25 protein-coding genes and 1 tRNA gene are annotated in these 23,969 nt (G+C 60.1%); 14 read left to right on the top strand and 12 right to left on the bottom strand.

What is annotated here, in order from left to right; all coding sequences use genetic code 11:
* The 7 genes from rpoB to secE all read right to left on the bottom strand — a co-directional run.
* Positions 1-3,370: DNA-directed RNA polymerase subunit beta (gene rpoB, locus J0I64_RS11020; protein WP_291408077.1), on the bottom strand; the 3,370-nt coding region annotated here is incomplete at its 3' end.
* 433 nt (positions 3,371-3,803) lie between these two features.
* A complete protein-coding gene (rplL, locus tag J0I64_RS11015; RefSeq protein WP_035080787.1) occupies positions 3,804-4,178 on the bottom strand; it encodes a 50S ribosomal protein L7/L12 in 375 nt (124 codons plus the stop codon).
* Between the two features lie 57 nt (positions 4,179-4,235).
* Complete coding sequence (rplJ, locus tag J0I64_RS11010; protein WP_291408074.1) at positions 4,236-4,754, bottom strand: 50S ribosomal protein L10; 519 nt, start codon at positions 4,752-4,754, stop codon at positions 4,236-4,238.
* Positions 4,755-5,049: 295 nt separating this feature from the next.
* On the bottom strand, positions 5,050-5,742 hold the full coding sequence (rplA, locus tag J0I64_RS11005; protein ID WP_291408072.1) for a 50S ribosomal protein L1: 693 nt from the start codon (positions 5,740-5,742) through the stop codon (positions 5,050-5,052).
* 5 nt (positions 5,743-5,747) lie between these two features.
* On the bottom strand, positions 5,748-6,176 hold the full coding sequence (gene rplK / locus J0I64_RS11000) for a 50S ribosomal protein L11 (protein WP_291408070.1): 429 nt from the start codon (positions 6,174-6,176) through the stop codon (positions 5,748-5,750).
* A 182-nt stretch (positions 6,177-6,358) separates the two neighbouring features.
* Positions 6,359-6,889 carry a transcription termination/antitermination protein NusG gene (nusG, locus tag J0I64_RS10995; RefSeq protein WP_291408068.1) on the bottom strand — a complete coding sequence of 177 codons (531 nt, stop codon included), beginning with the start codon at positions 6,887-6,889 and terminating at the stop codon, positions 6,359-6,361.
* A gap of 36 nt (positions 6,890-6,925) precedes the next feature.
* Positions 6,926-7,120 carry a preprotein translocase subunit SecE gene (gene secE, locus J0I64_RS10990; RefSeq protein ID WP_291408066.1) on the bottom strand — a complete coding sequence of 65 codons (195 nt, stop codon included), beginning with the start codon at positions 7,118-7,120 and terminating at the stop codon, positions 6,926-6,928.
* Between the two features lie 257 nt (positions 7,121-7,377).
* On the opposite strand from secE, the gene J0I64_RS10985 reads away from it, so the two are divergent.
* Positions 7,378-7,644, top strand: coding sequence for a hypothetical protein (locus J0I64_RS10985; protein WP_291408064.1), 267 nt, complete (start codon positions 7,378-7,380; stop codon positions 7,642-7,644).
* 5 nt (positions 7,645-7,649) lie between these two features.
* On the opposite strand, the gene J0I64_RS10980 is transcribed toward J0I64_RS10985, so the two are convergent.
* Positions 7,650-8,348 (bottom strand): carbonic anhydrase, encoded by a 699-nt coding sequence (locus J0I64_RS10980; RefSeq protein ID WP_291408062.1) that lies wholly within the window; start codon positions 8,346-8,348, stop codon positions 7,650-7,652.
* 136 nt (positions 8,349-8,484) lie between these two features.
* Between J0I64_RS10980 and J0I64_RS10975 the strand changes: the two genes are divergently transcribed.
* The 4 genes from J0I64_RS10975 (at position 8,485) to J0I64_RS10960 (ending at position 11,526) form a co-directional block, all read left to right on the top strand.
* Positions 8,485-8,560, top strand: a tRNA-Trp gene (locus J0I64_RS10975).
* A gap of 442 nt (positions 8,561-9,002) precedes the next feature.
* Positions 9,003-9,368: a hypothetical protein gene (locus tag J0I64_RS10970; protein ID WP_291408060.1), complete on the top strand. Its 366-nt coding sequence runs from the start codon at positions 9,003-9,005 to the stop codon at positions 9,366-9,368.
* Positions 9,369-9,479: 111 nt separating this feature from the next.
* On the top strand, positions 9,480-10,037 hold the full coding sequence (locus tag J0I64_RS10965; RefSeq protein ID WP_291408058.1) for an OmpA family protein: 558 nt from the start codon (positions 9,480-9,482) through the stop codon (positions 10,035-10,037).
* Between the two features lie 700 nt (positions 10,038-10,737).
* Entirely contained in the window at positions 10,738-11,526 is a 789-nt protein-coding gene (locus tag J0I64_RS10960; RefSeq protein ID WP_291408055.1) for a phosphodiester glycosidase family protein, read from the top strand.
* Here J0I64_RS10960 and J0I64_RS10955 read toward each other — a convergent pair.
* From J0I64_RS10955 to J0I64_RS10945, 3 genes are read right to left on the bottom strand one after another with little or no spacing between them, the layout of a single operon-like run.
* Positions 11,523-12,485, bottom strand: coding sequence for an ABC transporter permease (locus tag J0I64_RS10955; RefSeq protein WP_291408053.1), 963 nt, complete (start codon positions 12,483-12,485; stop codon positions 11,523-11,525). The genes J0I64_RS10960 and J0I64_RS10955 overlap by 4 nt on opposite strands.
* Positions 12,486-12,487: 2 nt before the next feature.
* Entirely contained in the window at positions 12,488-14,008 is a 1,521-nt protein-coding gene (locus J0I64_RS10950) for a sugar ABC transporter ATP-binding protein (RefSeq protein ID WP_291408052.1), read from the bottom strand.
* Positions 14,009-14,049: 41 nt separating this feature from the next.
* Entirely contained in the window at positions 14,050-14,982 is a 933-nt protein-coding gene (locus J0I64_RS10945) for a substrate-binding domain-containing protein (protein WP_291408051.1), read from the bottom strand.
* A 117-nt stretch (positions 14,983-15,099) separates the two neighbouring features.
* Here J0I64_RS10945 and J0I64_RS10940 point away from each other — a divergent pair, with 117 nt between their 5' ends.
* The 6 genes from J0I64_RS10940 to J0I64_RS10915 all read left to right on the top strand — a co-directional run bounded on the left by J0I64_RS10940 (position 15,100) and on the right by J0I64_RS10915 (position 21,550).
* Positions 15,100-16,551, top strand: coding sequence for an FGGY-family carbohydrate kinase (locus J0I64_RS10940; RefSeq protein WP_291408049.1), 1,452 nt, complete (start codon positions 15,100-15,102; stop codon positions 16,549-16,551).
* Between the two features lie 61 nt (positions 16,552-16,612).
* Positions 16,613-17,134, top strand: a complete 522-nt coding sequence (locus J0I64_RS10935; RefSeq protein WP_291408047.1) for a hypothetical protein — start codon at positions 16,613-16,615, stop codon at positions 17,132-17,134.
* A 1,443-nt stretch (positions 17,135-18,577) separates the two neighbouring features.
* A complete protein-coding gene (locus J0I64_RS10930; protein WP_291408045.1) occupies positions 18,578-19,279 on the top strand; it encodes a LuxR family transcriptional regulator in 702 nt (233 codons plus the stop codon).
* 129 nt (positions 19,280-19,408) lie between these two features.
* The gene (locus tag J0I64_RS10925) at positions 19,409-20,029 is read left to right on the top strand and encodes an acyl-homoserine-lactone synthase (RefSeq protein ID WP_291408043.1); all 621 of its coding nucleotides are present in this window, start codon (positions 19,409-19,411) and stop codon (positions 20,027-20,029) included.
* A complete protein-coding gene (radC, locus tag J0I64_RS10920) occupies positions 19,938-20,714 on the top strand; it encodes a DNA repair protein RadC (protein WP_366933736.1) in 777 nt (258 codons plus the stop codon). The genes J0I64_RS10925 and radC overlap by 92 nt, the downstream gene beginning before the upstream one ends.
* A gap of 68 nt (positions 20,715-20,782) precedes the next feature.
* Positions 20,783-21,550: an SOS response-associated peptidase gene (locus J0I64_RS10915; RefSeq protein WP_291408041.1), complete on the top strand. Its 768-nt coding sequence runs from the start codon at positions 20,783-20,785 to the stop codon at positions 21,548-21,550.
* A gap of 32 nt (positions 21,551-21,582) precedes the next feature.
* Here the strand turns inward: J0I64_RS10915 and J0I64_RS10910 are convergent, their stop codons facing one another.
* The gene (locus J0I64_RS10910) at positions 21,583-22,131 is read right to left on the bottom strand and encodes a hypothetical protein (protein WP_291408039.1); all 549 of its coding nucleotides are present in this window, start codon (positions 22,129-22,131) and stop codon (positions 21,583-21,585) included.
* Positions 22,132-22,206: 75 nt separating this feature from the next.
* Here J0I64_RS10910 and J0I64_RS10905 point away from each other — a divergent pair, with 75 nt between their 5' ends.
* From J0I64_RS10905 to J0I64_RS10895, 3 genes are all read left to right on the top strand, one after another.
* On the top strand, positions 22,207-22,485 hold the full coding sequence (locus J0I64_RS10905; protein ID WP_291408037.1) for a hypothetical protein: 279 nt from the start codon (positions 22,207-22,209) through the stop codon (positions 22,483-22,485).
* The gene (locus J0I64_RS10900) at positions 22,472-22,885 is read left to right on the top strand and encodes a hypothetical protein (RefSeq protein ID WP_291408036.1); all 414 of its coding nucleotides are present in this window, start codon (positions 22,472-22,474) and stop codon (positions 22,883-22,885) included. The genes J0I64_RS10905 and J0I64_RS10900 overlap by 14 nt, the downstream gene beginning before the upstream one ends.
* A 186-nt stretch (positions 22,886-23,071) precedes the next feature.
* A complete protein-coding gene (locus tag J0I64_RS10895) occupies positions 23,072-23,959 on the top strand; it encodes a GyrI-like domain-containing protein (RefSeq protein ID WP_291408034.1) in 888 nt (295 codons plus the stop codon).
* The last annotated feature ends 10 nt before the right edge of the window (positions 23,960-23,969 follow it).

Here is a 23,969-nt window from a genome sequence, read left to right as displayed (position 1 = left end):
GCACGCCGAGCGGGTTCAGCACGATGTCAACAGACGTACCGTCTTCGAGGTACGGCATGTCTTCGACGGGCACGATACGCGAGACCACGCCCTTGTTACCGTGACGACCGGCCATCTTGTCGCCCGGCTGGATCTTGCGCTTGGTCGCGATGAAGACCTTGACCATCTTCATCACGCCCGGCGGAAGTTCGTCACCGCGCTGGAGCTTGTCGACCTTGTCGATGAAGCGCTGTTCGAGGAGACGACGGCTTTCTTCATACTGAGCATGAAGAGCTTCCATCTCGGTCATGACCTTGTCGTCATCGACCGCGAACTGCCACCACTTCGAACGCGGCTGCGCTTCGAAGATGGAGTCATTGAGCTTGGTACCGACGACATAGCCCTTCGGACCAGCCGTGGCGGCCTTGCCGAACAGCATTTCCTTGAGACGGGCGTAGACGTTACGGTCGAGGATCGACTGTTCGTCGTCACGGTCCTTGGCGAGGCGTTCGATTTCCTCGCGCTCGATAGCCATGGCGCGCTCGTCCTTGTCGATGCCGTGGCGGTTGAACACGCGCACTTCAACGACAGTACCAGCATCGCCCGGCGGAACGCGGAGCGAGGTGTCACGAACGTCCGAGGCCTTTTCACCGAAGATGGCGCGGAGGAGCTTTTCTTCCGGCGTCATCGGGCTTTCGCCCTTGGGGGTGATCTTGCCGACCAGGATGTCGCCCGGCTGAACTTCAGCACCGATGTGAACGATACCGGCTTCGTCGAGGTTCTTCAGCGCTTCTTCCGAAACGTTCGGAATGTCGCGGGTGATTTCTTCCGGACCAAGCTTGGTGTCGCGGGCCATGACTTCATATTCCTCGATGTGGATCGAGGTGAAGACGTCCTGCATCGCGATCTTTTCGCTCAGGAGGATGGAGTCTTCGAAGTTGTAGCCGTTCCAGGGCATGAAGGCGACGAGCACGTTGCGGCCGAGGGCGAGATCGCCCAGTTCGGTCGACGGGCCGTCGGCGATGATGTCGCCGGCGTTGACATGGTCACCCACAACGACCAGCGGGCGCTGGTTGATACAGGTCGACTGGTTCGAACGCTGGAACTTCATCAGGTTGTAGATGTCGACGCCCGACTTCGACGCATCGGTTTCTTCCGTTGCGCGAATAACGATACGGGTCGCGTCCACCTGGTCAACCACACCCTTGCGCTTGGCAACGATGGCGGCGCCGGAGTCACGGGCCACGACCGGCTCCATGCCGGTGCCCACGAACGGGGCTTCGGCGCGCAGCAGCGGCACAGCCTGACGCTGCATGTTCGAGCCCATGAGAGCGCGGTTAGCGTCGTCGTTTTCAAGGAACGGGATCAGCGAGGCGGCGACGGACACCATCTGCTTGGGGGAAACGTCCATAAGGTCGACGTTTTCCTTCGGCGTCAGGCCGTTGTCACCAGCGTGACGAGCGATGACGAGGTCATCGGTCAGCGTGCCGTCCTTGTTCACCTTGACGTTGGCCTGAGCAACGTAGTGCTTGGCCTCTTCCATGGCGGACAGGTAGACGACTTCCTCGGTCACCTTGCCATCGACGATCTTGCGGTACGGGGTTTCGATGAAACCGTACTTGTTGACGCGGGCAAAGGTCGAGAGCGAGTTGATCAGACCGATGTTCGGGCCTTCCGGCGTTTCAATCGGGCAGATACGGCCGTAGTGGGTCGGGTGCACGTCGCGGACTTCGAAGCCAGCGCGCTCACGGGTGAGACCACCAGGTCCAAGAGCCGAAAGACGGCGCTTGTGGGTGATTTCGGAGAGCGGGTTGGTCTGGTCCATGAACTGGGACAGCTGGGACGAGCCAAAGAACTCGCGCACAGCGGCGGCAGCCGGCTTGGCGTTGATCAGATCCTGCGGCATGACCGTGTCGATTTCGACCGAGCTCATGCGCTCCTTGATGGCGCGTTCCATGCGGAGCAGGCCAAGGCGGTAGGAGTTTTCCATGAGTTCGCCGACGGAGCGAACGCGGCGGTTGCCGAGGTTGTCGATGTCGTCGATCTCGCCGCGGCCATCGCGAAGGTTCACGAGGGTGCGAACGACTTCAACGATGTCTTCCTTGCGCAGCGTGCGCATGGTGTCCGGAGCGTCGAGTTCGAGACGCATGTTCATCTTGACGCGACCAACGGCCGAGAGGTCGTAGCGTTCGGCGTCGAAGAACAGCGACTGGAACATGGCTTCGGCCGTGTCGACGGTCGGCGGCTCACCCGGACGCATGACGCGGTAGATGTCGAACAGAGCGTCTTCACGCGTCTCGTTCTTGTCCACGGCGAGCGTGTTGCGCAGGTAAGCGCCCACGGTGATGTGGTCGATGTCGAGGATCGGCAGCTCGTCAAAGCCGAGGTCGACCAGCTTGGTCAGCAGCTTCTCGTCGAGCTCGTCGCCGGCTTCGGCGTAGATTTCACCGGTCTTGAGGTTGACGATGTCCTCGGCAATGTAGGTGCCATAGAGGTCAGCATCGACCGCGAGCAGGTGCTTCAGGCCTTCTTCGGCGAGCTTCTTGGCCTGGCGGGCCGAGAGCTTCTTGCCGCCTTCATGGACGACGTCGCCGGTCTTGGCGTCAATGAGATCGTGGGTCGGCTTGGCGCCCTTCCACTTCTCAGCGTCGTAAGGCACGCGCCAGCCCTTGTCGGTCTTTTCGTAGTTCAGGGTGTTGTAGTAGGTCGCGAGGATTTCCTCGGCGTCCATACCCAGCGCCTTGAGCAGCGAGGTGACCGGGATCTTGCGGCGACGGTCGATACGCGCAAACACGATGTCCTTGGCGTCGAATTCGATATCGAGCCAGGAGCCGCGGTACGGGATGATGCGGCCGGCGAACAGGAGCTTGCCCGAGGAGTGGGTCTTGCCCTTGTCGTGGTCGAAGAACACGCCCGGCGAACGGTGCATCTGCGAAACGATGACGCGCTCGGTGCCGTTGACGATGAAGGTACCGTTCGACGTCATGAAGGGCATGTCGCCCATGTAGACGTCCTGCTCCTTGATGTCCTTGACGGAGCGAGCACCAGTTTCTTCGTCCACTTCGAACACGATCAGACGCAGCGTGACCTTGAGCGGGGCAGCGAAGGTGATATCGCGCGCACGGCACTCGTCGATGTCATACTTGGGCTGTTCGAATTCGTAGCGTACGAATTCAAGCGAAGCAGTGTTCGAAAAGTCGGTGATCGGGAAAACCGAACGGAAGACGGACTGAAGCCCTTCATCACCGCGACCGCCCTTGGGCTCGTCGACCATGAGGAACTGATCATAGGAAGCCTTTTGGACTTCGATCAGGTTGGGCATCTCCGTGACTTCGCGGATGGAACCGAAGGACTTGCGTACCTTGCGGCGGCCGTTGAACGTGGTAGCCATGAAAGCTCCTGTTTCTGGTTGTCGCGCCCTGCCCCGTCGGGCAATGCGCTCCATTTCTTTTGTCTCGGAGGCAGATATCCAAAGACCCGACTATCAGCCGTCGGAGCTCGGGATATTTGCCCGGTAGTCTTGGTGGCATTTCCAGACAGGAAACGCCGCAGTCACAGTCCAGTCGATGTCGCGCTCAATCTCGCCCACGGACCAATGGGCGCGATCACAGCTTCGTGAGAAACGACTAAAGCCCCGCTCCGGGCCATGCCCAAGGCGAGGTCAACAGAGGCTTCAAAGTGCCTGCGACATCCAAATTCGTCATAAATTTCCGCAAATTGGCGCCGGAACCCATCCAATCGGCCCGACGAAACGTCCTGTAAAAACAGAACAGCGAGATGGCACATATAGCGCCACCTCGCCGATTTCAAGTGCTAAAGCGAACTTACTTGAGTTCGACCTTGGCGCCAGCTTCTTCAAGCTTCTTCTTGATGTCTTCGGCTTCAGCCTTCGAAGCGCCTTCCTTGATGGCCTTCGGAGCGCCTTCAACGAGAGCCTTGGCTTCGCCGAGACCCAGGCCGGTGATGGCGCGGACTTCCTTGATGACGTTGATCTTGTTGTCGCCGAAGGAGGCGAGGATCACGTCGAATTCGGTCTTTTCTTCAGCAGCAGCGGCCGGAGCAGCACCGCCAGCAGCGGCGACAGCAACCGGAGCGGCAGCGGAAACGCCCCACTTTTCTTCGAGGAGCTTGGACAGTTCGGAAGCTTCCAGAACGGTCAGGGCAGAGAGGTCATCAACGAGCTTGGCGAGATCGGCCATTTTTTACTCTTTCCAGATTGTGTTTCAGTTCGAACAGGTAGTTTTGGTCGGAACGGCTTATGCCGCTTCGCTCTTTTCGGCGTGAGCCTTGAGAACGCGAGCAATGCCCGCGCCCGGCTGCACGAGAATGGAAGCGATGTTGGTTGCCGGCTGCTTGACCAGACCTGCGAGCTTGGCGCGCAGTTCGTCGAGCGAGGGCAGAGTCGCCAGGGTCTTGACGCCATTGACGTCAAGTGCCGTCGGACCCATTGCACCACCGAGAATGACGAACTTCTGGTTCTTCTCGGCGAAGGCCGCTGCGATTTTCGGCGCAACGATCGGGTCTTCAGCGTAGGCGATCACGGTCGGGCCAGAGAACAGGCCCGAGATGTCCGCGACATCGGTTTCCTTCAGAGCGAGCTTGGCAAGGCGGTTCTTGGCGACTTTGACCTTGCCGCCTGCCTTCTTGACCTGCACGCGCAGATCAGTGAACGCAGCAACGGAAAGACCAACGTTCTGCGCGATGACGATCGACCCAGCGCCCGCGAGGGCTTCCTGGAGCGACGCTACGACTTCGCGCTTTTCCGCTTTTTCCATGCTAGTCTCCACTAGACTAGGCCCAGTATGCCGAAGCATGCAGGGACCATTGCCAATTGCTGCCCCCTCCCCTTGCGGATCGGAGGGCAACGGTTAGGTGCCTGCCAACTGAGCGCCCTAAGGCCTCTGGTCTAGGTTCGAACCGAAATCAGAATTTCGGTGTCTCACCCCGTCTATTGCTGGCTCCGGATGGAATTAACGACTTTTACGTCGGCCGGCAGTCTCGGACAGGACTTTTGCCACTCTTCACGAGAGGCGACACCGGGCGGCCGAAACCGCCCGGAATAGGAATTCTTTAGATAGCCGAAGCCGGCTCGACATGGACACCGGGGCCCATGGTGGACGACACGGCGACCTTCTTGACGTAGGTGCCCTTGGCGCCAGCAGGCTTGGACTTCACGACAGCGTCGGTGAAGGCCTTGATGTTCTGGAGAAGTGCTTCTTCCGAGAACGAGACCTTGCCGATACCGGCATGGATGATACCAGCCTTTTCGACGCGGTATTCAACAGCGCCGCCCTTGGCAGCACCGACAGCACCCTTGACGTCCATGGTCACGGTGCCAACCTTCGGGTTCGGCATCAGGTTGCGCGGCCCGAGGATCTTACCGAGACGGCCGACCAGCGGCATCATGTCCGGGGTAGCAATGCAGCGATCGAAATCGAGCTTGCCGCCCTGGATGATTTCCAGGAGGTCTTCTGCGCCGACGATGTCTGCACCGGCGGCCTTGGCTTCGTCAGCCTTGGCGCCACGGGCGAACACGGCGACGCGAACGGTCTTACCGGTGCCGTTGGGCAGCGACACAACGCCACGAACCATCTGGTCAGCGTGACGCGGATCAACGCCGAGGTTCATTGCGATTTCAACGGTTTCGTCGAACTTGGCCGAAGCCTTCGACTTGACGAGCTTCACAGCTGCTTCGAGCGTGTACAGCTTGTTGCGGTCGATGCCTTCGCGGCCTGCGGCGACCTTCTTTGCGATCTTTGCCATCTAAATCAGCCCTCGACCTGGATGCCCATGGAACGGGCGGAGCCGGCGATCATCGAGATTGCGGCCTCGACGTTGTCGGCGTTGAGATCAACCATCTTCTTCTCGGCGATTTCACGCAGCTGAGCCGTCGTGATCGTGCCAGCCGATTCCTTGCCCGGGAGCTTGGAGCCCGACTTCAGGTTCACGGCCTTCTTGATGAAGTAGGTTACCGGCGGCTGCTTCATCACGAAGGTGAAGCTCTTGTCGGCATAAGCGGTGATCACGACCGGAATCGGAGCACCCTTTTCGATCTCCTGCGTGGCCGCGTTGAAGGCCTTGCAGAATTCCATGATGTTCAGACCGCGCTGACCCAGAGCAGGGCCGATCGGCGGGGAGGGAGTTGCGGAACCCGCAGCAACCTGCAGCTTTACGTAGCCAACGATTTTCTTTGCCATTTTCTATCCTCTATGTGCCGAAACCGGCAGTTGAGCCGTGGTGCGGGGTTGATAGACGGCTTGGCGACCGCCATCCCCTTCCACGGGTTTCGAAGCACCGAAGCGCCTCGTTATCCGGCTTACGCCGGAATTTCGTGATCGTCGTGCGAAACGTCGCGAATTTGGGTTGAGGCCAAAAACTCTTAGACTTTCTCGACCTGACCGTATTCGAGCTCCACCGGAGTGGGACGCCCGAAAATCGAAACTTCCACCTTGAGGCGGGAGCGCTCTTCGTCAACTTCTTCCACGACGCCGCTGAAGCTGGCGAAGGGACCATCGGAAACGCGAACGCTTTCACCAACTTCAAAGCTGATGGACGGCTTGGGATGCTCAACGCCTTCCTGCACCTGCTGCAGGATAGACATGGCTTCCTTTTCGGAGATCGGCATGGGCTTGTTATCAGCACCCAGGAAACCGGTCACCTTCGGCGTATTCTTGATCAGATGGAACGTCTGATCCGTCAAATCCATCTTCACCAGCACGTAGCCGGGGAAGAACTTGCGCTCCGTGTCGACCTTACGGCCGCGACGGATCTCCACGACCTTCTCGGTCGGCACGATGACGTCGTCAAACAGGTGCTCAAGCTTGGTTTGAGCGACCTTTTCCTTGATCGCGTCAGCCACCTTGCGCTCGAAGTTCGAGTACGCCTGAACAATGTACCAGCGCTTGGCCATGCCGCCTCGCCGCTCCTCGTTAGTCGCCTGATCCGCTTAGCGGATCGAAAGCATCAAAGACACCAGCCACGAAATGACCTGATCGGCGAGCAGGAAGAACAAGCTCGCGAAGATCACCAGGACCAGCACCATGATGGTCGAGATGATAACCTCGTTACGGCCCGGCCAGGTGACCTTGGAGACTTCCGAGCGAACCTGCTGGAAGAAGGTAATCGGGTTGGTACGGGCCATAGTCGATTCCGGTTATCTTGGTGCAAAACCAAAGGCCGCGCAGGTTCCCCGCACGGCTGGATTTGGGGGTATCTATTCAATCTCTGCCGCAAATGCAACCGTCATTAACGGCACGGAAGGGTTTGAGCGGCGCAAGCAGGCCCACAACAGGCATAAAGGATATTTCGAAAAAACCTGTGAAAGCCTCTTGCTTCCGAATCAAGGTTGGAATTGGATCGAATTGCGACCAAAAGGCGCCCCGCCGGGGGAGGCATTCTATGTCTTTCGACATCAAGTCCTGCCAGCTTATGCATTTTGGCCCACACAGGGCCATAGCCGGACGAGTAGCAGGCGTTGTGCGCGTGCGGATCGGCGAGGACTTTCTCGGCACGCACACCGACTATACGCTTGATCTCAAGGTCAAGGCCGATATCGGCGCCGCCAGTTCAGACGTCATCCGCCACGCTCTTCTCGGTCACGCTGCACGCCAGCTGAACAAACTCAAGCTGCGCCACCAGCAACGCCTGCCGGTGGCGGCCGAGTAGTTTCGCTAGAGCAGAGCCACCTGCCCCGTTTCCAGATCGTAGTGCGCACCGACGATGCGAAGGCCCTTATTGCCAACGCGACCGGCGAGGATCGGCTCGGCGGCTTCAAGTCGCGCCACGGCATTGTGTATGTTTGCCGAAATGGCCGTTGCCAGAGGATCGGCGGGGGATTGGGCGAGAGCCGTTTCGGCCGCCGGGCGGATGGGCTCAATCATTTCAGGCAAATGGCCCGGCAGGACGAGGCCATCGCGGACGACTTTGACCGCGGCATCGACGGCGCCGCAGCTCGAATGCCCGAGAACCATGATCAGCGGCGTTTCGAGGAAATTGATGGCGTATTCGAGGCTCGCCAGGCCATCGTCATTGACGAAATTTCCAGCGACACGAACGACGAAGAGATCGCCCGGTCCCTGATCAAAGACCAGTTCCGGCGCTACGCGCGAATCTGCACAAGTCAGGATGGCGGCGAAAGGATGCTGGGACTTGGCCAGAGCCGCGCGTCCAATCGAAAAGTCCGTCGTGGCGCGCTGGCCGGCGATGTAACGCGCATTGCCTTTCACGAGCCGCTGCAGCGCCTCGTCGGGCGTCACTGCCGGTTCGCGAGCAAAGGCAGGCATGGCGCCTGCTGCCATGGCGGCAAGCCCGCCCAACAGCATGGAGCGGCGGGACGGCGCGAAGGTTTTTGAGTTGCAGGCCAAGCACATGACAGATCCCCCAATTTGTCGACGGCAAGTCTGGTGCACGGAGATTGCCAAGTGGTAACTGGGAGCAAACTGTGGGTGAACTAACATCACCCACTTGCACGTTGCGCGCTTTGCTATTAGACACTGCCTCGCCTGAAGGGGTTTAGCTCAGTTGGTAGAGCATCGGTCTCCAAAACCGAGGGTCGTGGGTTCGAGTCCCCCAGCCCCTGCCAGGCACTAGTCGTTTATATCGTTGAGCTTTGCTCCGATTTGCTTCCTGAAAATTTAGACCGGTTAGACGCTTCCTGCCGGAAGTTGGACATTCTCGTTCTCGCTTCTCGCCGTCACTCGCATTTAACCAGCATGCCTGCATTTGCCACTGCATAGAGGAAGGCCTGGTGCGCAAATCCAGTGCTCGGGGTCACCGGCATTGGGGAATTGACTCCTCAAGGCCGTTGTTCTCATTATGTTCTCATTCTTGATGGGCCCAAAGGTAACCAGGAGAACGGGACGAGATGCTGTGCGACACCGCATTGTCCCAGAAGGACGCCTGGGAGCTTGCTGGCAGCCGGAGGCATTCGCCGACATGAAACCGGACGATCCCAACACTAAGGCTATGAAGAACCGGAGGCCGTCGTTCCGTATGGGCCTCACTAAGGGAGCCAGGAAGACAGCATGTTTCAAAAACTAGAATGCGTTTGCATCCACACCACCGACATTGATGGCTCTCTGTCGTTCTATATGTCGCTGGGGCTTGCCGAGGCATGGCGAATTGAGAGGACATCAACGGCCGGCGTTGCCTCCATGCTGATCGGCCTGAAGTTTCCCCAGTCCGGCAGCTCGGAGCTGGTGTTGAGCAACAATCCTGATGTGACTTTCACCGAAGTTGAGATCTATGTCGGCGACGTCAACGCTGCATATGACCAGTTGAAGCAAAACCAGGCGATTGAGTGGATTCGAACGCCTTTCGCGACAGAGTCGGGCCATATTGCGGTGATGGCGGCGCCGGACAAGAACGTCTTTGTGCTCGTAGGACGCTAGGCGCGATGCTCATTTGCTTTGGCAATTACCTGACTGACTCGTTCAGGCTGGCTTCAGGTTGAGGCTGCCAAGGTCCACGCATCAACCGAAACACCAAGTAGGAGATCGCGTATGGACCGCCGCCGTTTTTTGTTGGGGCTCGCCGTCGCCGCTGCCACCCCGAGCATGGCGTTTGCCCAGAGCCAATCCATCCCGTCCGCAGATCAAATTATGCGTCAGCTTGACGCCGCACCGTCTCTGCAGATGGCTCCAGCGGAGCGAGTGACCATTCAGGACTTCCGCAGCCGCCCTGACCTGCGCTCGGCCGCGCCGTCCATCGACATTCAGGCAATCAACTTCGAGTTTGGCTCCGCCTCGATTCCCCGGTCGGAATATCGAAAGATCTACGAAATTGCCGACGCCTTGAGCGAAGTGCTGGATCGTCGCCGTGGGGCTCGTTTCCTTATCGAGGGCCATACTGATGCCGTCGGCTCGCGCGCCTCAAACCAACGACTTTCCGAGCGCCGCGCAGCGTCGTTGAAACGCATTCTTGTGAGCGAGTTCGGCATCCCTTCCCGTGTTCTCGAGACCGTGGGCTACGGAAAAGACTACTTGCTGATCAACACGCCACGAGAAGACTGGCGCAATCGCCGCGTTACGCTTCGTCGTATTGACGATTTCGTCCGATAAGCACGATGAACCCCGGCCCAGGCCGGGGTTTTCTTTTTCAGGTTGCCCCTCGCGGCAGCGCTGCAGAGTTTGACGCCCGAACCTAAGTCATGCGCTCCTCGCCAACCACTGTGGAGCGTTGGCGCGGGTCGCAAAGAACAGAACCAGACACCAGCTTCGGTATTTTTTCTTGTCGCGATAGGTATTTGCGCGTCATATCAGACTGGACACCTGCGGCTCGCTTGTCCACATTTCCTCAAAAATGGGGGAACTTTGATGACACACGCGAGCACCAGCAATTTCCGCGAACGACAGCCGGCAAGCGAGCAATCACTGCAAGCGCGCATCGCTTTCACGCCACGGAGGTCATTGCAGGGCGTGGCGCGCCCGCTGCTGCTAATCGCTGTTAGTGTGGCGTTTGTATGCATGTCCCCCGCGGCGCACGCCGCGTCGAGGCCCGAGGCAACCTCTCAGGCGTATCCAGAAGGGTATTCAGGACATTTTTTGGCGGTGCGGAAATCCGCCCGCACCTACCACACGGGCCCAAAAGGCGGCTGCTACTACATCAATCGCAATGGCAACAAGACCTACGTTGACCGCAGTCTTTGTCGGTGACGCGCCAGTTGGGCCATCGTGGACTTGGGCATTGTCATGTCTGGACAACCAGGTGTGAACGCCAACCGCCCTTGTGCCGGCGGTCGGTTGCAGCGACAATCCCGGCATGATCACGCTAACTGCTTCGCTCCGCACCGCAGCGATCTCGCTGCTGTTTGGGGCCGTTTCTGTTTTTGCCGCCAGTCCGACACTGGCATCCTCGACCTGCACCAGCGAGGCGTTCGAAGGCGCGCGCTATACGGTGTGCGATCCTGGTAGCGCCGAGGCGCTGCGGCTGTTCTGGGACAACCAGGACGGCGCGCCTTATCGGTCCTTTTCAGCCGTTGCCGATGCCGTGGCGGCCAATGGCAAGCAGCTGCGCTTTGCCATGAACGCGGGCATGTATGACACCAACTTCAAGCCGCTCGGGCTTTACGCCGCCGACGGCAAGGAGAAGGTGCGGATCAGCACCGCCCAAGCGAACCCCACCAAGCGGCCGGTGCCGAATTTTCTCAAAAAACCCAATGGCGTCTTCTATGTGGACCGGGACGGCAAGGCCGGTGTGCTGACCACAGAGGATTATCTCGCGGCGGGTATCGAGGCGCGGATCGCGACGCAATCGGGGCCGATGCTCGTGATCAACGGAGCATTGCACCCGGCGCTGATTCCCGGCTCGACCGACCGAACCAGACGCAGTGGTGTTGGTGTGTGCAAGGACGGCGATGTGCGCTTCGCGATCAGCGAGGATTGGGTCAATTTTGACGAATTCGCCCGTTTGTTCCGCGATCAGCTCGGCTGCGACAACGCGTTATTCCTCGATGGCGGGCGCGGCGTGGGGCTCTATTCGCCTGACCTCGGGCGCAATGACTTTTCCTGGCATGGCGGCTTTGGACCGATGTTCGGCATCGCTGACTAGCGACGTCGCTGGCTGAGGGAGCTTGCCGCGACGGCAACGAGGATCAATGCGCCGACGAGGACCTGGCGGACGTAGCTGTCGACGCTCATCTGAGTCAGGCCGTTGTCGAGGACGCCGAGGACGATGACGCCGACGACGGTTGCGAGGATGCGTGGCTCGCCGTGGCGGCTCATGGTGGTGCCGAGGAAGACGGCGGCGATGGCGTTGAGCATGAGGCCGCTGCCCTGTACCGGATTGGCCGAGGCAACACGGCTGGCATACATGAGGCCGCCCGCGGCGGCGGCGAGGCCGGTAAGCGAGAAGGCGATGAGGCGCAGGCGTTTTACGGCGATGCCGCTGAGGTGGGCGGCTTCCATGTTGCCGCCGATGGCATAGAGGCGACGGCCATAGGTGGTCTGCTCGAGCAGCACCCAGACGGCCAGCACGACGACGATAGCGATGATGGAGAGGTTGGGCAGGCTGATGGCTACCCCGCCCCACTCGCCGAGCGGAATGCCGCCGCGGGCGAAATTGCCGAAATCTTCAGGGATGGCGCGGCCGGAAATGGTCTTGCCACCGCTGACGACGAAGGCGAGGCCGGAAAACATGGTCATCGTCGCGAGCGTAGCGATGAAGGGCAGGATGCCAACGAGGCTGACCATGGCGCCATTGAAGGCGCCGCCGAGGAGGCCGACCACGAGCGCTACGGCAACCGCGGCCCAGATAGGTTGACCGGCGGCCATCATCAGGGCCGCAACGATGCCGGCGAGGCTGGCGGCGGAGCCGACCGAGAGATCAAAATCGCCCATGACCATGACGATGGTCATGCCTGCCGCCACCACCATGAGCATGGAGACCTGCTGGGTGATGTTGAGCCAGTTGCGGGCCGTGGGGAACGTGCCCGGAAGCATGGCGGAGAAGAAGACCAGGATGGCGACGAAGCCGATCAGCGTGCCGTAGCGGCGAATAAAGAGCTGCATGTTCAGGCAACCATGCCGGGAGCCCGGCCGTAACAGAGATTGATGAGATCGTCTTCGCGCAAACCTGCGGCGTCGACAATGGTGGTGATTTCGCCCCGGCGCATGACCGCGATGCGGTCGCTGATGCCGATCAGTTCTGGGAGATCGGAGGAGACCAGGATTACGGCGGCGCCCTTGGCGGTGAGTTCGCGGACGATGGAGTAGATGTCGAATTTGGCGCCGACGTCGACGCCGCGGGTGGGTTCTTCGAGGAGGAGTAGGCGCGGATTGCCGGCAACCGCCTTGGCGAAAACGACCTTCTGCTGATTGCCGCCGCTGAGTTCGAGCACGTCTTGCGCCGGGCCGACTGCCTTGAGGCGCATATTGGCCCCGAGTTCGGCGGCGAGGCGCTTTTCGCGGTTGGGCGCGAGCCAAGTGCCGGCGCGGCTCTGGCGCTTGAGGTGGGCCAACGTGATGTTTTCGAAGATTGGGCGGCGCATGACGAGGCCTTCGGCGCGGCGCTCGCGCGGGACATAGGCGACCCCGCTTTGCCAGGCAGAGGCGGGGGAAGACGGCGTGTACGGCGAGCTGGACAGGGTCATGGTGCCGGCGGTCACTTTGGCGTCGCCAAAGATGGCGCGGATGAGTTCGCCCTGCCCTGAGCCTGACAGGCCGGCAATGCCCAGCACTTCGCCTTCGCGTAACGAGAGACTGACCGGATTGAGGCCAGCGGTTGCTAGGCCGGCGGCGGCGAAGACTGTGGTTTCGCGCGGCTCAGCCGTGGCTTTGGGATAGGCCTCTTCGACCTTGCGGCCGATCATCAGCGCGACGAGGTCGTCGTGGGTGATGTTGGTCAGGGCGCCACTGTCGATCGAGCGACCATCGCGGAGGACGGTGGCCTTGTCGCAGAGGGCCATGATCTCGTCGAGGCGGTGCGAGACGTAGAGGACGGAACTGCCGGAGGCGCGGATTTCACGCAGGACGCGGAAAAGCCTCTCGCTTTCGTCGCGGGTGAGCGCCGCCGTCGGCTCGTCCATGACGTAGAGTTTGGCGTCGTCGAGGAGCGCGGCGGAGATGCGGACGAGCATCTGGTCGCCGAGGCTCAGTGTGCCGAGATTTTGGCGGGGATCGATGTGGTCGATGCCGAGGCGATCGAGGGCGCGCTGGGCTTCTCGGTTGAGGACTTTCCAATCGACGAACAGACCGGCGCGGCGCGGGTAGCGGCGACCCATGAAGATGTTTTCCGCCACGGAGAGCGTGGGGACGACGTTGAACTCCTGATGGATGAAGCGGAGGCCGAGGCGGTAGGCGGCCTTGGTCGAGTCGATGCCGACGCGCTCGCCATTCACGGTGATCTCGGCCGTATCGGGCGCGACGACACCGGCGAGGATCTTGATGAGGGTCGATTTGCCTGCGCCGTTTTCGCCCATCAGGGCGTGGATCTCGCCCGGTGCAATGACCAGGCTAGCCCCGGACAATGCCGGAACGCCAGCATAGGCCTTGGTGACAGAGATGGCGGAGAGAAGAGGAACGGGAGGGGCCATGATTGGCCCCTCCCCTAAACTGTTTTCGGACAAGACGCCAACTACTCAGCGGCGTTGGCCGCAGTGATGAGCTTGGTCGGCACATAGGTGACCGACTGGCGGATTTCTTCGCCGCCCAGCACGCGGGCGACGGCCTCGGCCGTTGCAGCACCGATGCCGGCAAAGTCCTGAGCGACGGAGGCTTCGAAATTGCCGCCGGTGGCGATGGCTTCGCGGGCCTGCGGATTGGCGTCGATGCCGGTGATGACGATACCTTCGCCGGAGCGGCCGGCGTCTTCAATGGCCTGCAGGACGCCGAGGGCCGGCTGGTCCCACGCGGCCCAGACCGCCTTGATGCTGCCCGGCTCGGGATTGGCGGCGAGGATCGCTTCCATCTTGGCGCGGCTATCAGCAATGCCGCCGTCGGAGACGTCGGGCGTCACGCGGTCGAGCACCTTGATATCGGGGAAATTGCCGAAGACGGCATCGGCGATGACGCCGCGCACCTGCACCGGCGGGAAGGCGTCGAAGACGAACATCACGACATTGCCTTCGCCCTTGATGCGATCGGCGACATAGGTCGAGGTCTCGGCGGCCATGGCATAGCCGTTGGAGGTCACGTTGGTGACGAGGAGCGGATCGGCGCCGGCATCCATGCCGAAGACGGGAATGCCGGCATCCTTGGCGGCCTGGAGGCCGGCGGTGACCTGGGTCGGATCGACGTTGATGACGATGGCATCGACGTTCTGGACGACGAGGTCTTCGATGCGGCTGATCACGGCGGCGACGTCGCCGGCGGTGTCGATCACGTTGACGTCCCAGTCATTCTCGGCAGCAACTGCCTGGAAGGCTTCCACATAGAACTGCGTGCCCGGCTGGGCCATATAGGGGGTGACGATGGCCACCTTGGCCTGAGCCAGCGCGGCGCCCGTGCCCATGGCGGTGGTTGCGAGAAGAATGCCGGCAAATGCCAGGGCAGATTTATTGAGCGACACGAAAGAGCCCTCCTGCTATCCCCGCCAGCGGGACAGCTGGCGGTTGTTTTCCTTGTGCTTCAAGGCACTATAAGGAGCGCCTGCCGGACAGCAAGCGGGATTTGGGGGAGAACGGGCGTGGATTTCTGCCTGATCGGGATCGATGTCGGAACGACGGCTACCAAGGCGACGCTGATCGACGGCGCGGGCGCGCAATTGGCGAGCTTTGTGCGCCCCCACCCTACCCTCAGAACCACTCCGGGCATGGCCGAACAGGCGCCACAGGACTGGATGGATGGCGTTCTCGGCGCACTGGAGCAGTTTTCACACGCGGTCGACCCGGCCCGGGTGATCGGCATAGGCCTCACCTCCCAGGTCAATTCGCATGTATTCGTCGATGCCAAGGGAGAGGCCGTTCGGCCCGGCATTACCTGGCAGGACACCCGCGCGGCGGTCGACGCCGCCAATCTCGACCGGCAGGTAACGCCAGAACAGAAAACGGCGTGGTTCGGCGGACCTGTGCCGATCGATGCCAGCCATGCCCTCTCCCGCATGGCCTTCGTGGCGCGGACAGAGCCAGAGAACTGGGCAGCGACACGGCATGTGCTGTTGCCCAAGGATTTTGTAGCGCTGAAACTGACGGGGGCGGTTTCGAGCGACCCGGTGGCCGCCGTGGGGCTTGTCGACAGCAATGGCGCCTACGTCGGAGACCTGTTGGCGCTGGTGCCCGGCGCAGCGGAAAAGCTGCCGCCGCTTTTCCCCTTCCATCATATCGCTGGCCGCGTCGCGCCGGGCATTCCCTTCGCCGGCCTGCCGGTCACGGTCGGCGCGATGGACGCCTGGGCCGGCATGTTTGGTTGCGGCGTCGTTTCTGATGGCGATGCCATGTACCAATCGGGAACGAGTGAAATTCCCGGGGTGGTTTCGAGTACCGTGGTGCCGACGCCGGGCGTCATCCTCTTTCCGCCCTATGAGGGCATCCGCATGCACGCCGCCCCGACCCAATCGGGTGGCGCGGCCATGACATGGCTTTCGACTCTGCTGGGGCGCAGCCCGGCCGAGCTTTCGACGCTGGCGGGGACATGCGAACCGAGCGCCAATCTTCCGCTTTTCCTGCCGCATCTGGCGGGGGAACGCGCGCCGATCTGGGACAGCGCCTCGCGGGGCACCTTTGCGCGCCTCGATTCCAGCGCCGGGCCGGCGCAGCTGACCCGCTCGGTCATGGAGGGCGTCGCCTTCTCCGTCCGCTGGGCCTTTGAGGCGCTGGGGCGGTCTACCGGGTCACGAATTGAAGTGGCCAATATTGGCGGGGGAGGCTCGCGCTCGGACGCCTGGTGCCAGATTCGCGCCGATGTGCTCGGCATGAGCCTGCGACGGACATCGGTGCCCGATGCCGCGGCGCTGGGCGCGGCAATTCTGGCAGGCGTTGGCAGCGGTGCCTTCGATGCGCTTGCGCCGGCGGTGCGGCAACTGGTGCGCTTTGAGCGGACTTTTGAGCCTGATGCTGGACGAGCCGCGTATTACGACGAGCGGTTCGATCATTTCCGATCGCTCTACGAGACGCTGAAACCGTTCAACGCGCGGTTCTAGCGCTACTTGCTGGCAGTTGTGCTATCCTCTTCCGTACCAGTTCAGAAACGGGAGGAAACTTATGGCCGACACCCACTCGAACGACTTGCGCGCACTGTTTACGCGCTGCACGAAAACGCTGATCTTCTTTCTGCTGGTGGCGGCAATCGCCATGATCGTTACGACGATCGTTGCCTGGATAGCGTCGCTGTTCGGGGCAGACTATTGGGGGCGTCTCGCTTCAGTCGTTGGCAGCGGCAGCCCGAGTACCGTCTATGTGCTGGGCGCCACCTGGCTCGTCGTTGCGGCGCTGTTCCTCTCGTTTCCGAGCGCCATCCAGTCGTTCTTCCGTTATGCGACCAATACGCTTGTCGATCTGTGGTTCAGCGTGCTTGGGGCGCTGGCGGGCGCTTCGATCGTCATCGGCATTGCGCTGGGGGATTATCGCGCGCTCATCTGGAGCTGCGTCTTCATCGCACTGTCGTATTTCGCGATCTACGCCGTGAACCGCTGGCTCAACCCGCATGATTTTACGTTGCCTCAGCGCCTGGGGCTCTCGGCGCTGCTGCTGCTCTTCATTCCGATCTTCATCGTGATCGCCTGACGCGTCGCGGATAGGCCGACCGCTGCGGCGGTCGGCCTGATTTTTAGACATGCCTAGAAGTGGTGGGACGGGCGCGCCTTGACGGTGTGTGCCGTCAGATCCACCGAGGACCGGCCGGTGTGGCTGAAGTTGCCCACGGCGTCGTTGGTGTAGCGGTATTAGAGGCCGGCGGTGACGGAATCGGTAATGGCGTATTCGGCGCCCGCACCAAGGGTCCAGCCCCAGACGGTCGCGTTGGAATCAGGGCCGGCGCCCGGGGTGGCAATTGGTCGAGAGGGCCGCCGTTGCCACGTCGCCAACCAGAACACCAGAAGTAAGCGGTCTCATATGGTTATCTCCCAAACGTCGGGGCTGATAACGGGACTGCGCGATTCGTTGTGACGCGCCGGCAACATCCACGAGCCTGCGACAGCGCTGAGTAGCGCTCAATCTCTTGAGCTATGTCCTGGATGTCTGGGCCCTCTTTGGGGCCCGGTGGTGGAGGGGACTGGATTGCACTAAATGTGCGATTTCATAGCCTTATCAATGGCTAACCGCCCTAACCTGCCGGATTGAATCAAAAAGGCTTTTTGCCACCGTTGGCTAACCGTTTTTCAGGTAGCGCGTGCCTTTTTCAGCGCTTGTTTTCACACGTCAATCCCGCAGCCTTCGTCTCACTTCTCCGAACCTCAAAAAAGTGGGACACTTCCTCCCAGCGAACGTTCTTTTGGGGAGATGAGAACTGCTGCGCGTTCCGGCCGTCAATCCAGGTAAAGATAAGAGAATTGCTGCGCTTGAAGCGAAGCTCGCTGAGCTGCGAGCAGTGCCGTTTCACAGGCGCAGTGAGGAATTCATACCTGAGAAGGAAGAGACGGTGCTGGAGTTGCTAGCGGAACTCAGGAAAACGCGCGCTGCTGCCGGCGGCGACTAGTTGCCCTAGTGGGGTTTTAAGCGGGCCTCGCGCTCGACGAGGCGCCCCCACTCATCGTCCCAGGCAGTACGATCCCCCGTCAAGCAAAGCGGGCGCCGGGTCTCACCCGCAATCAGTACGCCGTAACCGATGGCGAATATTATTGGAAAGTCAGCGGCCTCAGGCATTTGCCGCTCTCGTATCGTCGTTTGAACAGCGTCAGGCACAATAATTCGCCCCATCCGTTCCTCGTTCTCCCAGTACAACTTAACGACGACATCTTCCGACCCAGGGTCGGTCAAATACCGAAAATCACCAATCATTCACAGGCCAACTCATTTCAGTTTTGGCCGATTATTGCAACACTTCAACTAACAAAGGTATAGCCACACCTTTAAGTTTTATAAAAAAACTCAAATCAAGCACATTGCCAGCAGAATTATTTTCTTTCTCAAATTGTCATATTTTGTAGCTTGCTGCATTTTTTACCATCAGGTAAAATACGGCCAGCATGACACCGGGGGGCGATTGTGGGGGAACTGGTCGACGTATCAGTGGCATTTATCGAGCGCTGTCGACAACATTCCAATCTACGAACACTGATCGACGACTTTGGTAAGACACTGAAGTTGTTTGGCTTCAACTACTTCATGATGACGCGACTGCCAGCAATCGGCGAGGACGCAGAGCCCTATGTAATTGCACACTCCTGGCCGAGAGAATGGCTCGACCGGTACCGAGAGGGCGCCTATTTTTGGCACGATCCGGTAAGCCTCTCCTCACTCACCCAGGCCCGCCCCTTCTCGTGGAAGGAAGCAAGGGCCGCGGTACCGCGAACCCGCATGGCGAGCAGGATCGCGTCAGAGGCGAGATCGATCGGGCTGGTGGACGGCATCGGCTTCCCTATGGGCGACCCCAGCAGCGTGCAGGCTGTTGTCTCTCTTGCGGCGGATCAGCGCGTCGACCTCGACGCCCTATCAATGGCGATGCTCCATCAAGTTTGCATCCATGCCGAGCTTCGAGCGGTAGAGTTGAGTGAAGAAAAGCCATCGCTATTCGGCCGTCTCACTGAGCGAGAACGCGAAGTCTTGCGCTGGATAGCCAACGGGAAGAACAATTCCGACGCGAGCGATATCTTGTCTGTCTCCCAGCGAACGGTGGAGGAACACTTAGCCCGGGCGAGAGCGAAATTGAACGCCACCACGACTGCTCATGCGGTTGCCAGGGCACTGATTTCCAGACAAATTATACTTTAGCTTTGCGCTGACAAACTGTTGTTATCAAAGACGATTTTCTAGATCGAACTAGTGTATACTGTGGACTTCCACAATAGAATGAATGCTTAGTTAATTGCACCGTCACCCCCATCAGCAATGGGGGTAGACATGCAGTTCAACTTCGTCACTCGTGAGAATGAACACGACTTTCAACCCGAGCTCGACGCCTTTTTCCGGGCAAGGCACGCGGTCTATGCCGAGGAGCTCGGTTGGGTTCCCCGGTCAGATGATGGTCTGGAAATCGACCCGTTCGACACATCAGCCGCAGCATACCTTGTCGTGATGGATGGCGACGAGTTCGTGGCGGGCTCGCGGCTGGTGCCGACGCATCTGCCTCACCTGCTCAGCGAGGCCTTCCCTGACAGTTGCGACCTCATTCCCATGCCGCGAGATCCGGCGATTGTGGAATGGACGCGTGGATTTGTTGTGGCTCACCGGCGTGAAGGCGGCGGGCTTACGCTGAAGGCCCAGTGCTGCGCCGCGGTCATGGAGTACTGCCTAGCGATGGGCTACCGCCAGGTCGGCGGCATACAGGACACCAAGTGGTTGGCCATTTGGAAGCGCATGGGCTGGACCGTGCACATTCACGGCGCTCCGATCGATATTGGAGGAGAGGCCTGGCTGCCGGCGTACTTTGATGTCAGTCAGGTGGCGCTGGCTGGCGCCCGCCGTTGGGGTAAAGTCGGCGCCCCACTGCTGTCCCTCGCAGCACCGGACAAGGCGGCCTAACATGCCTGAACGGAGAGGACTTTCGGACGCGTCAACGGGTTGGGTCGTTTTGAACCCCACCTCAGTTTGGGACAAAGAGGCCCAGGAGCGGATGCTAGCCGGCCTGTTGCGGCCGTCACTGGGGATACGGAGAGGCAGGCAATGCGCTCGGGCCCTTATTGGCAAATTTGGCTCGCTACCTCAGGTGCTGGCCGCACCGCGACGGTTGATCGAGGAGGTTAAAGGAGTAGGTCGAAGAACTGCCGCGCAGCTCGCGTTGATACTTCAGACTGCCCAGTGCATAGCAAAGGACAATTTGGTCGACGAACGGCCCATCCTCTGCTCTTGGTCGGCCCTTCTCGAGTACTGCCGCGCCACCATGGCCTATGAAAGCGTCGAGCAGTTCCGCATTCTCTTCCTCGACAAGAAGAACAGGCTGATCGCCGACGAGGTGCAGCAGGTGGGCACGGTGGACCATACTCCACTGTATCCGCGGGAGGTGATCCGTCGCACACTGGAGCTTTCCGCTTGCGCCCTGATCCTTGTCCACAACCACCCAGCGGGCGATCCCTCGCCGTCTGCGGCCGATGTGCGGATGACACGCGAAATCGCCGAGATCACCAAGCAGATGGGCATCACCCTTCATGACCACATCATCGTTGGCCGTGCCGGGCACGTCTCGATGCGCGGGCTGAAGCTAATATAAAGACGATGGTCTTTGGTGGAATCGGAAGGACGATGCTGACATGATCGCAGCACCGCCGGAGCCCGACCATGTGCAACCTCTATAGCCACACATCAAACCACACCGCGATCACCCAACTGGTGATGGACATCAAGCGCATCAGCTCGAATATCGGCAACTTGGAGCCGCAGACGGGCATCTTCCCTGACTATGAAGCGCCGATCGTTCGCAACACTCCGGATGGCCGTGAACTGGCGAAGGTACGCTGGGGCCTGCCATCGAGCCAGAAGGCGCTATACGACGCCGCCGCCAAGCGCGCCGACAAGCTTCGAGAGAAGGGAAAGCCCGTCGACTTCGAGACGTTGCTGAAGATGGAGCCGGACAGCGGCACTACCAATGTCAGGAACATCAAGACGGCGGCTGGCAAATGGAACGCGCACTGGAACCGTTGGATGGGCGTGGAGAACCGCTGCGTCGTACCCTTCACGTCCTTCTCCGAGTTCGACAACACCTCTGAGGACGGCAAGAAGAAGGGCGACACGTGGTTTGCCTTCGATCACAGCCGGCCCTTGGCATTCTTCGCCGGCATATGGGTTGGAGGATGGGAAGGCGTCCGGAAGGTGAAGACGGGCATCGAGAAGGACATGGAGCTTTTTGGCTTCCTAACCTGCGAGCCCAACGACGTTGTCGGCTCGATCCACATGAAGGCCATGCCGGTCATTCTCACGACCCAGGCAGAGATTGAAATGTGGCTTACCGCTCCGAAGGAAGAGGTGATCTCCCTACAGCGCCCGCTACCCAACGGAACGCTCAAGATTGTCTCGGTCGGCAAGAAGTTCGATCCGCCGACCGTTTAAGCTACCGCCAGGACGCCGCTGATCAACTCGTTTTAGCGCCGCCGCCGGCGCCGAAACGTGGGGCTCGACTGGTAAGGCTCTGGCTCTTTGTACTCTCCGGCCTCGCGCCTGCGAAATAGCTCAGCAGATAGCTGCTCGCTCATGTTCTTGAGCGCCGGCACACCCGCGGCAATCTCTGCCCGGTACACTTCGTGCAAATGCCAATTGACCTTCTGCAAGAACTTGGCGTCTTCGGAAAAAAGGCTATTCGGCACCGGCATGACCAAGGCGCGCGCCACGATCATTGCAACCTCCATGTCCACGTCGCGTGGGATATCTGACTGGACACACCGCCACCAAGCTTCAGTCGCCTTGTCGGCCGCGCCCTGCTTGCTGTCCCAGTAGCCGGTCTCAAGAAACCATCCTTCCCACCTGACCACCCAACTCCAGCTCTCGAAGCGCACATGCGGCGTCCGATCAGTGTTCCAACCTGCGTTGTAGAGGCGCACCGCGGCGTACCGTTCCTGGCGATCGGTGGCCGTGGGATAGGCAGCGTACCGGTCTTTTTCCTTCCGCCATTTCAGCCGTGCCGGCACGTCCATCGTTGACTCTTGGTCGCATTTGTTCTCATTATGTTCTCGTCCTTGACGAGCCCCAGAGTCAACAGGAGAACAATGATGGCCGAGGATTTCGACATCACATTGTACGATCAGCATCCGGCCGAAACGGCTAAACGGCTGAAGGCTTTCACCATCACAGTGGTCAGCAAAGACCCGATGAAAGCTGTGCTGACGATGGTCACGCGGGACGATATGCGGTGCGACACCGAGTTGTCCCAGGAAGACGCCTGGGAGCTGGCGGGCACGCTGGCGACATTCGCCGACATGAAGCCGGACGATCCCAGCATCAAAGCCTATGAGGAGATGGAAGAGGTCGTCCCCTATGGGGCTCATTGAGGACAACGCTCAAGCGGAGATCGATGCGCTGAACTTGCGGCTTAGCCGAGGCCGGCCCGCCGATTGGAAGCCGGCGGAACCGGAACCCCGGCGCATTCCGAAGGCCAACTATGTTTTGCTGGTGGATGAACTCTTGCCGTTCGCACTGGTGGTCGTCATCCGAACCGGTGAAGATGGCGTGACACGCGGCATCGTCGGCATTCCTGAGTATCAGGATCTTCCTGAATTTCACGAAGGACCATTCCGCGTCGAGCAGGCGTTGCGCACAGCCGATCGCTGGGCACTTCGGTACGGCCACGAGGATGTCTTTGTCGACATCGAGAGCAGCCAGCTTTGGGACAAGACCTGGGGCAGCCTCGAGATACCAACCGAAGGACACTATTCGCTCCCCTTGAGGTGACGAACCGAGTCTCAAAGGCCGGGGCGATCCATATGTTCTTCTCCCGTCCGGTTGGGACCCCGTTGCGGAAGTTGGGCAATACGACCTCTCAGGAGCCGCCTTTTGACCAGGCTTTGGTAGAACAGCAAGATCGGTCGAGCGCCAGGGCGCATATGTCGTCCAGATAAGGCTGCCAAGAGGAAAGCCATGACGACTGCTCTCGAAAACTATCAAGCTCGCCTACTGCGGGTACTCGACTATATCGACGCCCATCTCGACGACGAGCTGGATGTTCAAACCCTGAGCGAGATTGCAGCGTTTTCCAAATTCCACTTCCATCGCCAGTTCGCCGCCTTATTCGATGTCCCAGTCTATCGATACGTCCAGCTTGCCCGCTTGAAGAGGGCGGCGCACGCGCTTGCCTGGGACGAAGCACGAAGCGTCACGGATATTGCGATGGATGCTGGTTACGAGGCGCCCGATGCATTTGCCCGAGCCTTTCGGCAAAGACTGATGCAGTCGCCCTCCTCGTTTCGGAAATCTCCAGACTGGAGCGCGTGGCTCTCAGCTTTTGGCCCTTTGGACAATGCGAGAAACACGCTGATGAAAATCACATTCGACTACGACGACATCACCATCCGTGACGTGCCACCTACGCCGGTGGTTCTTCTTCAACACAGGGGTGATCGAGACACGCTACCAAAAACCTTCGAACGCTTCAGGGCGTGGTGCAAGGCCCACGATCTAGGCCCTGAGACCGGGCGATCCAGCTTCATGATATTCAGGTCTGAGCGGGAGCCGGAAGACCCGAACGACTACAGCATGGACATTTGTGTTGCGACCGACCAGCCGGTGGAGCCTGACGATGCACCTATGCAGCCTGCCGCCATTCCCGGAGGACGTTGTGCAACGCTGCGCTACCCGGGTCAAACCAACAACCTTGAGCCGGCATGGATCTTCCTATACCGGGAGTGGCTACCGCAAAGCGGTGAAGAAGCTCGCGACTTCCCCGCCTATGTCGAGCGCAAGTTGGTACCGATAGCCGGGACACAAGCTCACGACGTGGTCGTTGAGCTTCATCTTCCTCTAAAATAGCAGCAACGGC

Origin of the sequence: Devosia sp. (assembly GCF_017307565.1) — a bacterium.
Classification (GTDB): Bacteria; Pseudomonadota; Alphaproteobacteria; order Rhizobiales; family Devosiaceae; genus Devosia.
The sequence above is the reverse complement of the archived record's forward strand: the minus strand, read 5'-3'. Positions and strand labels throughout refer to the sequence as shown.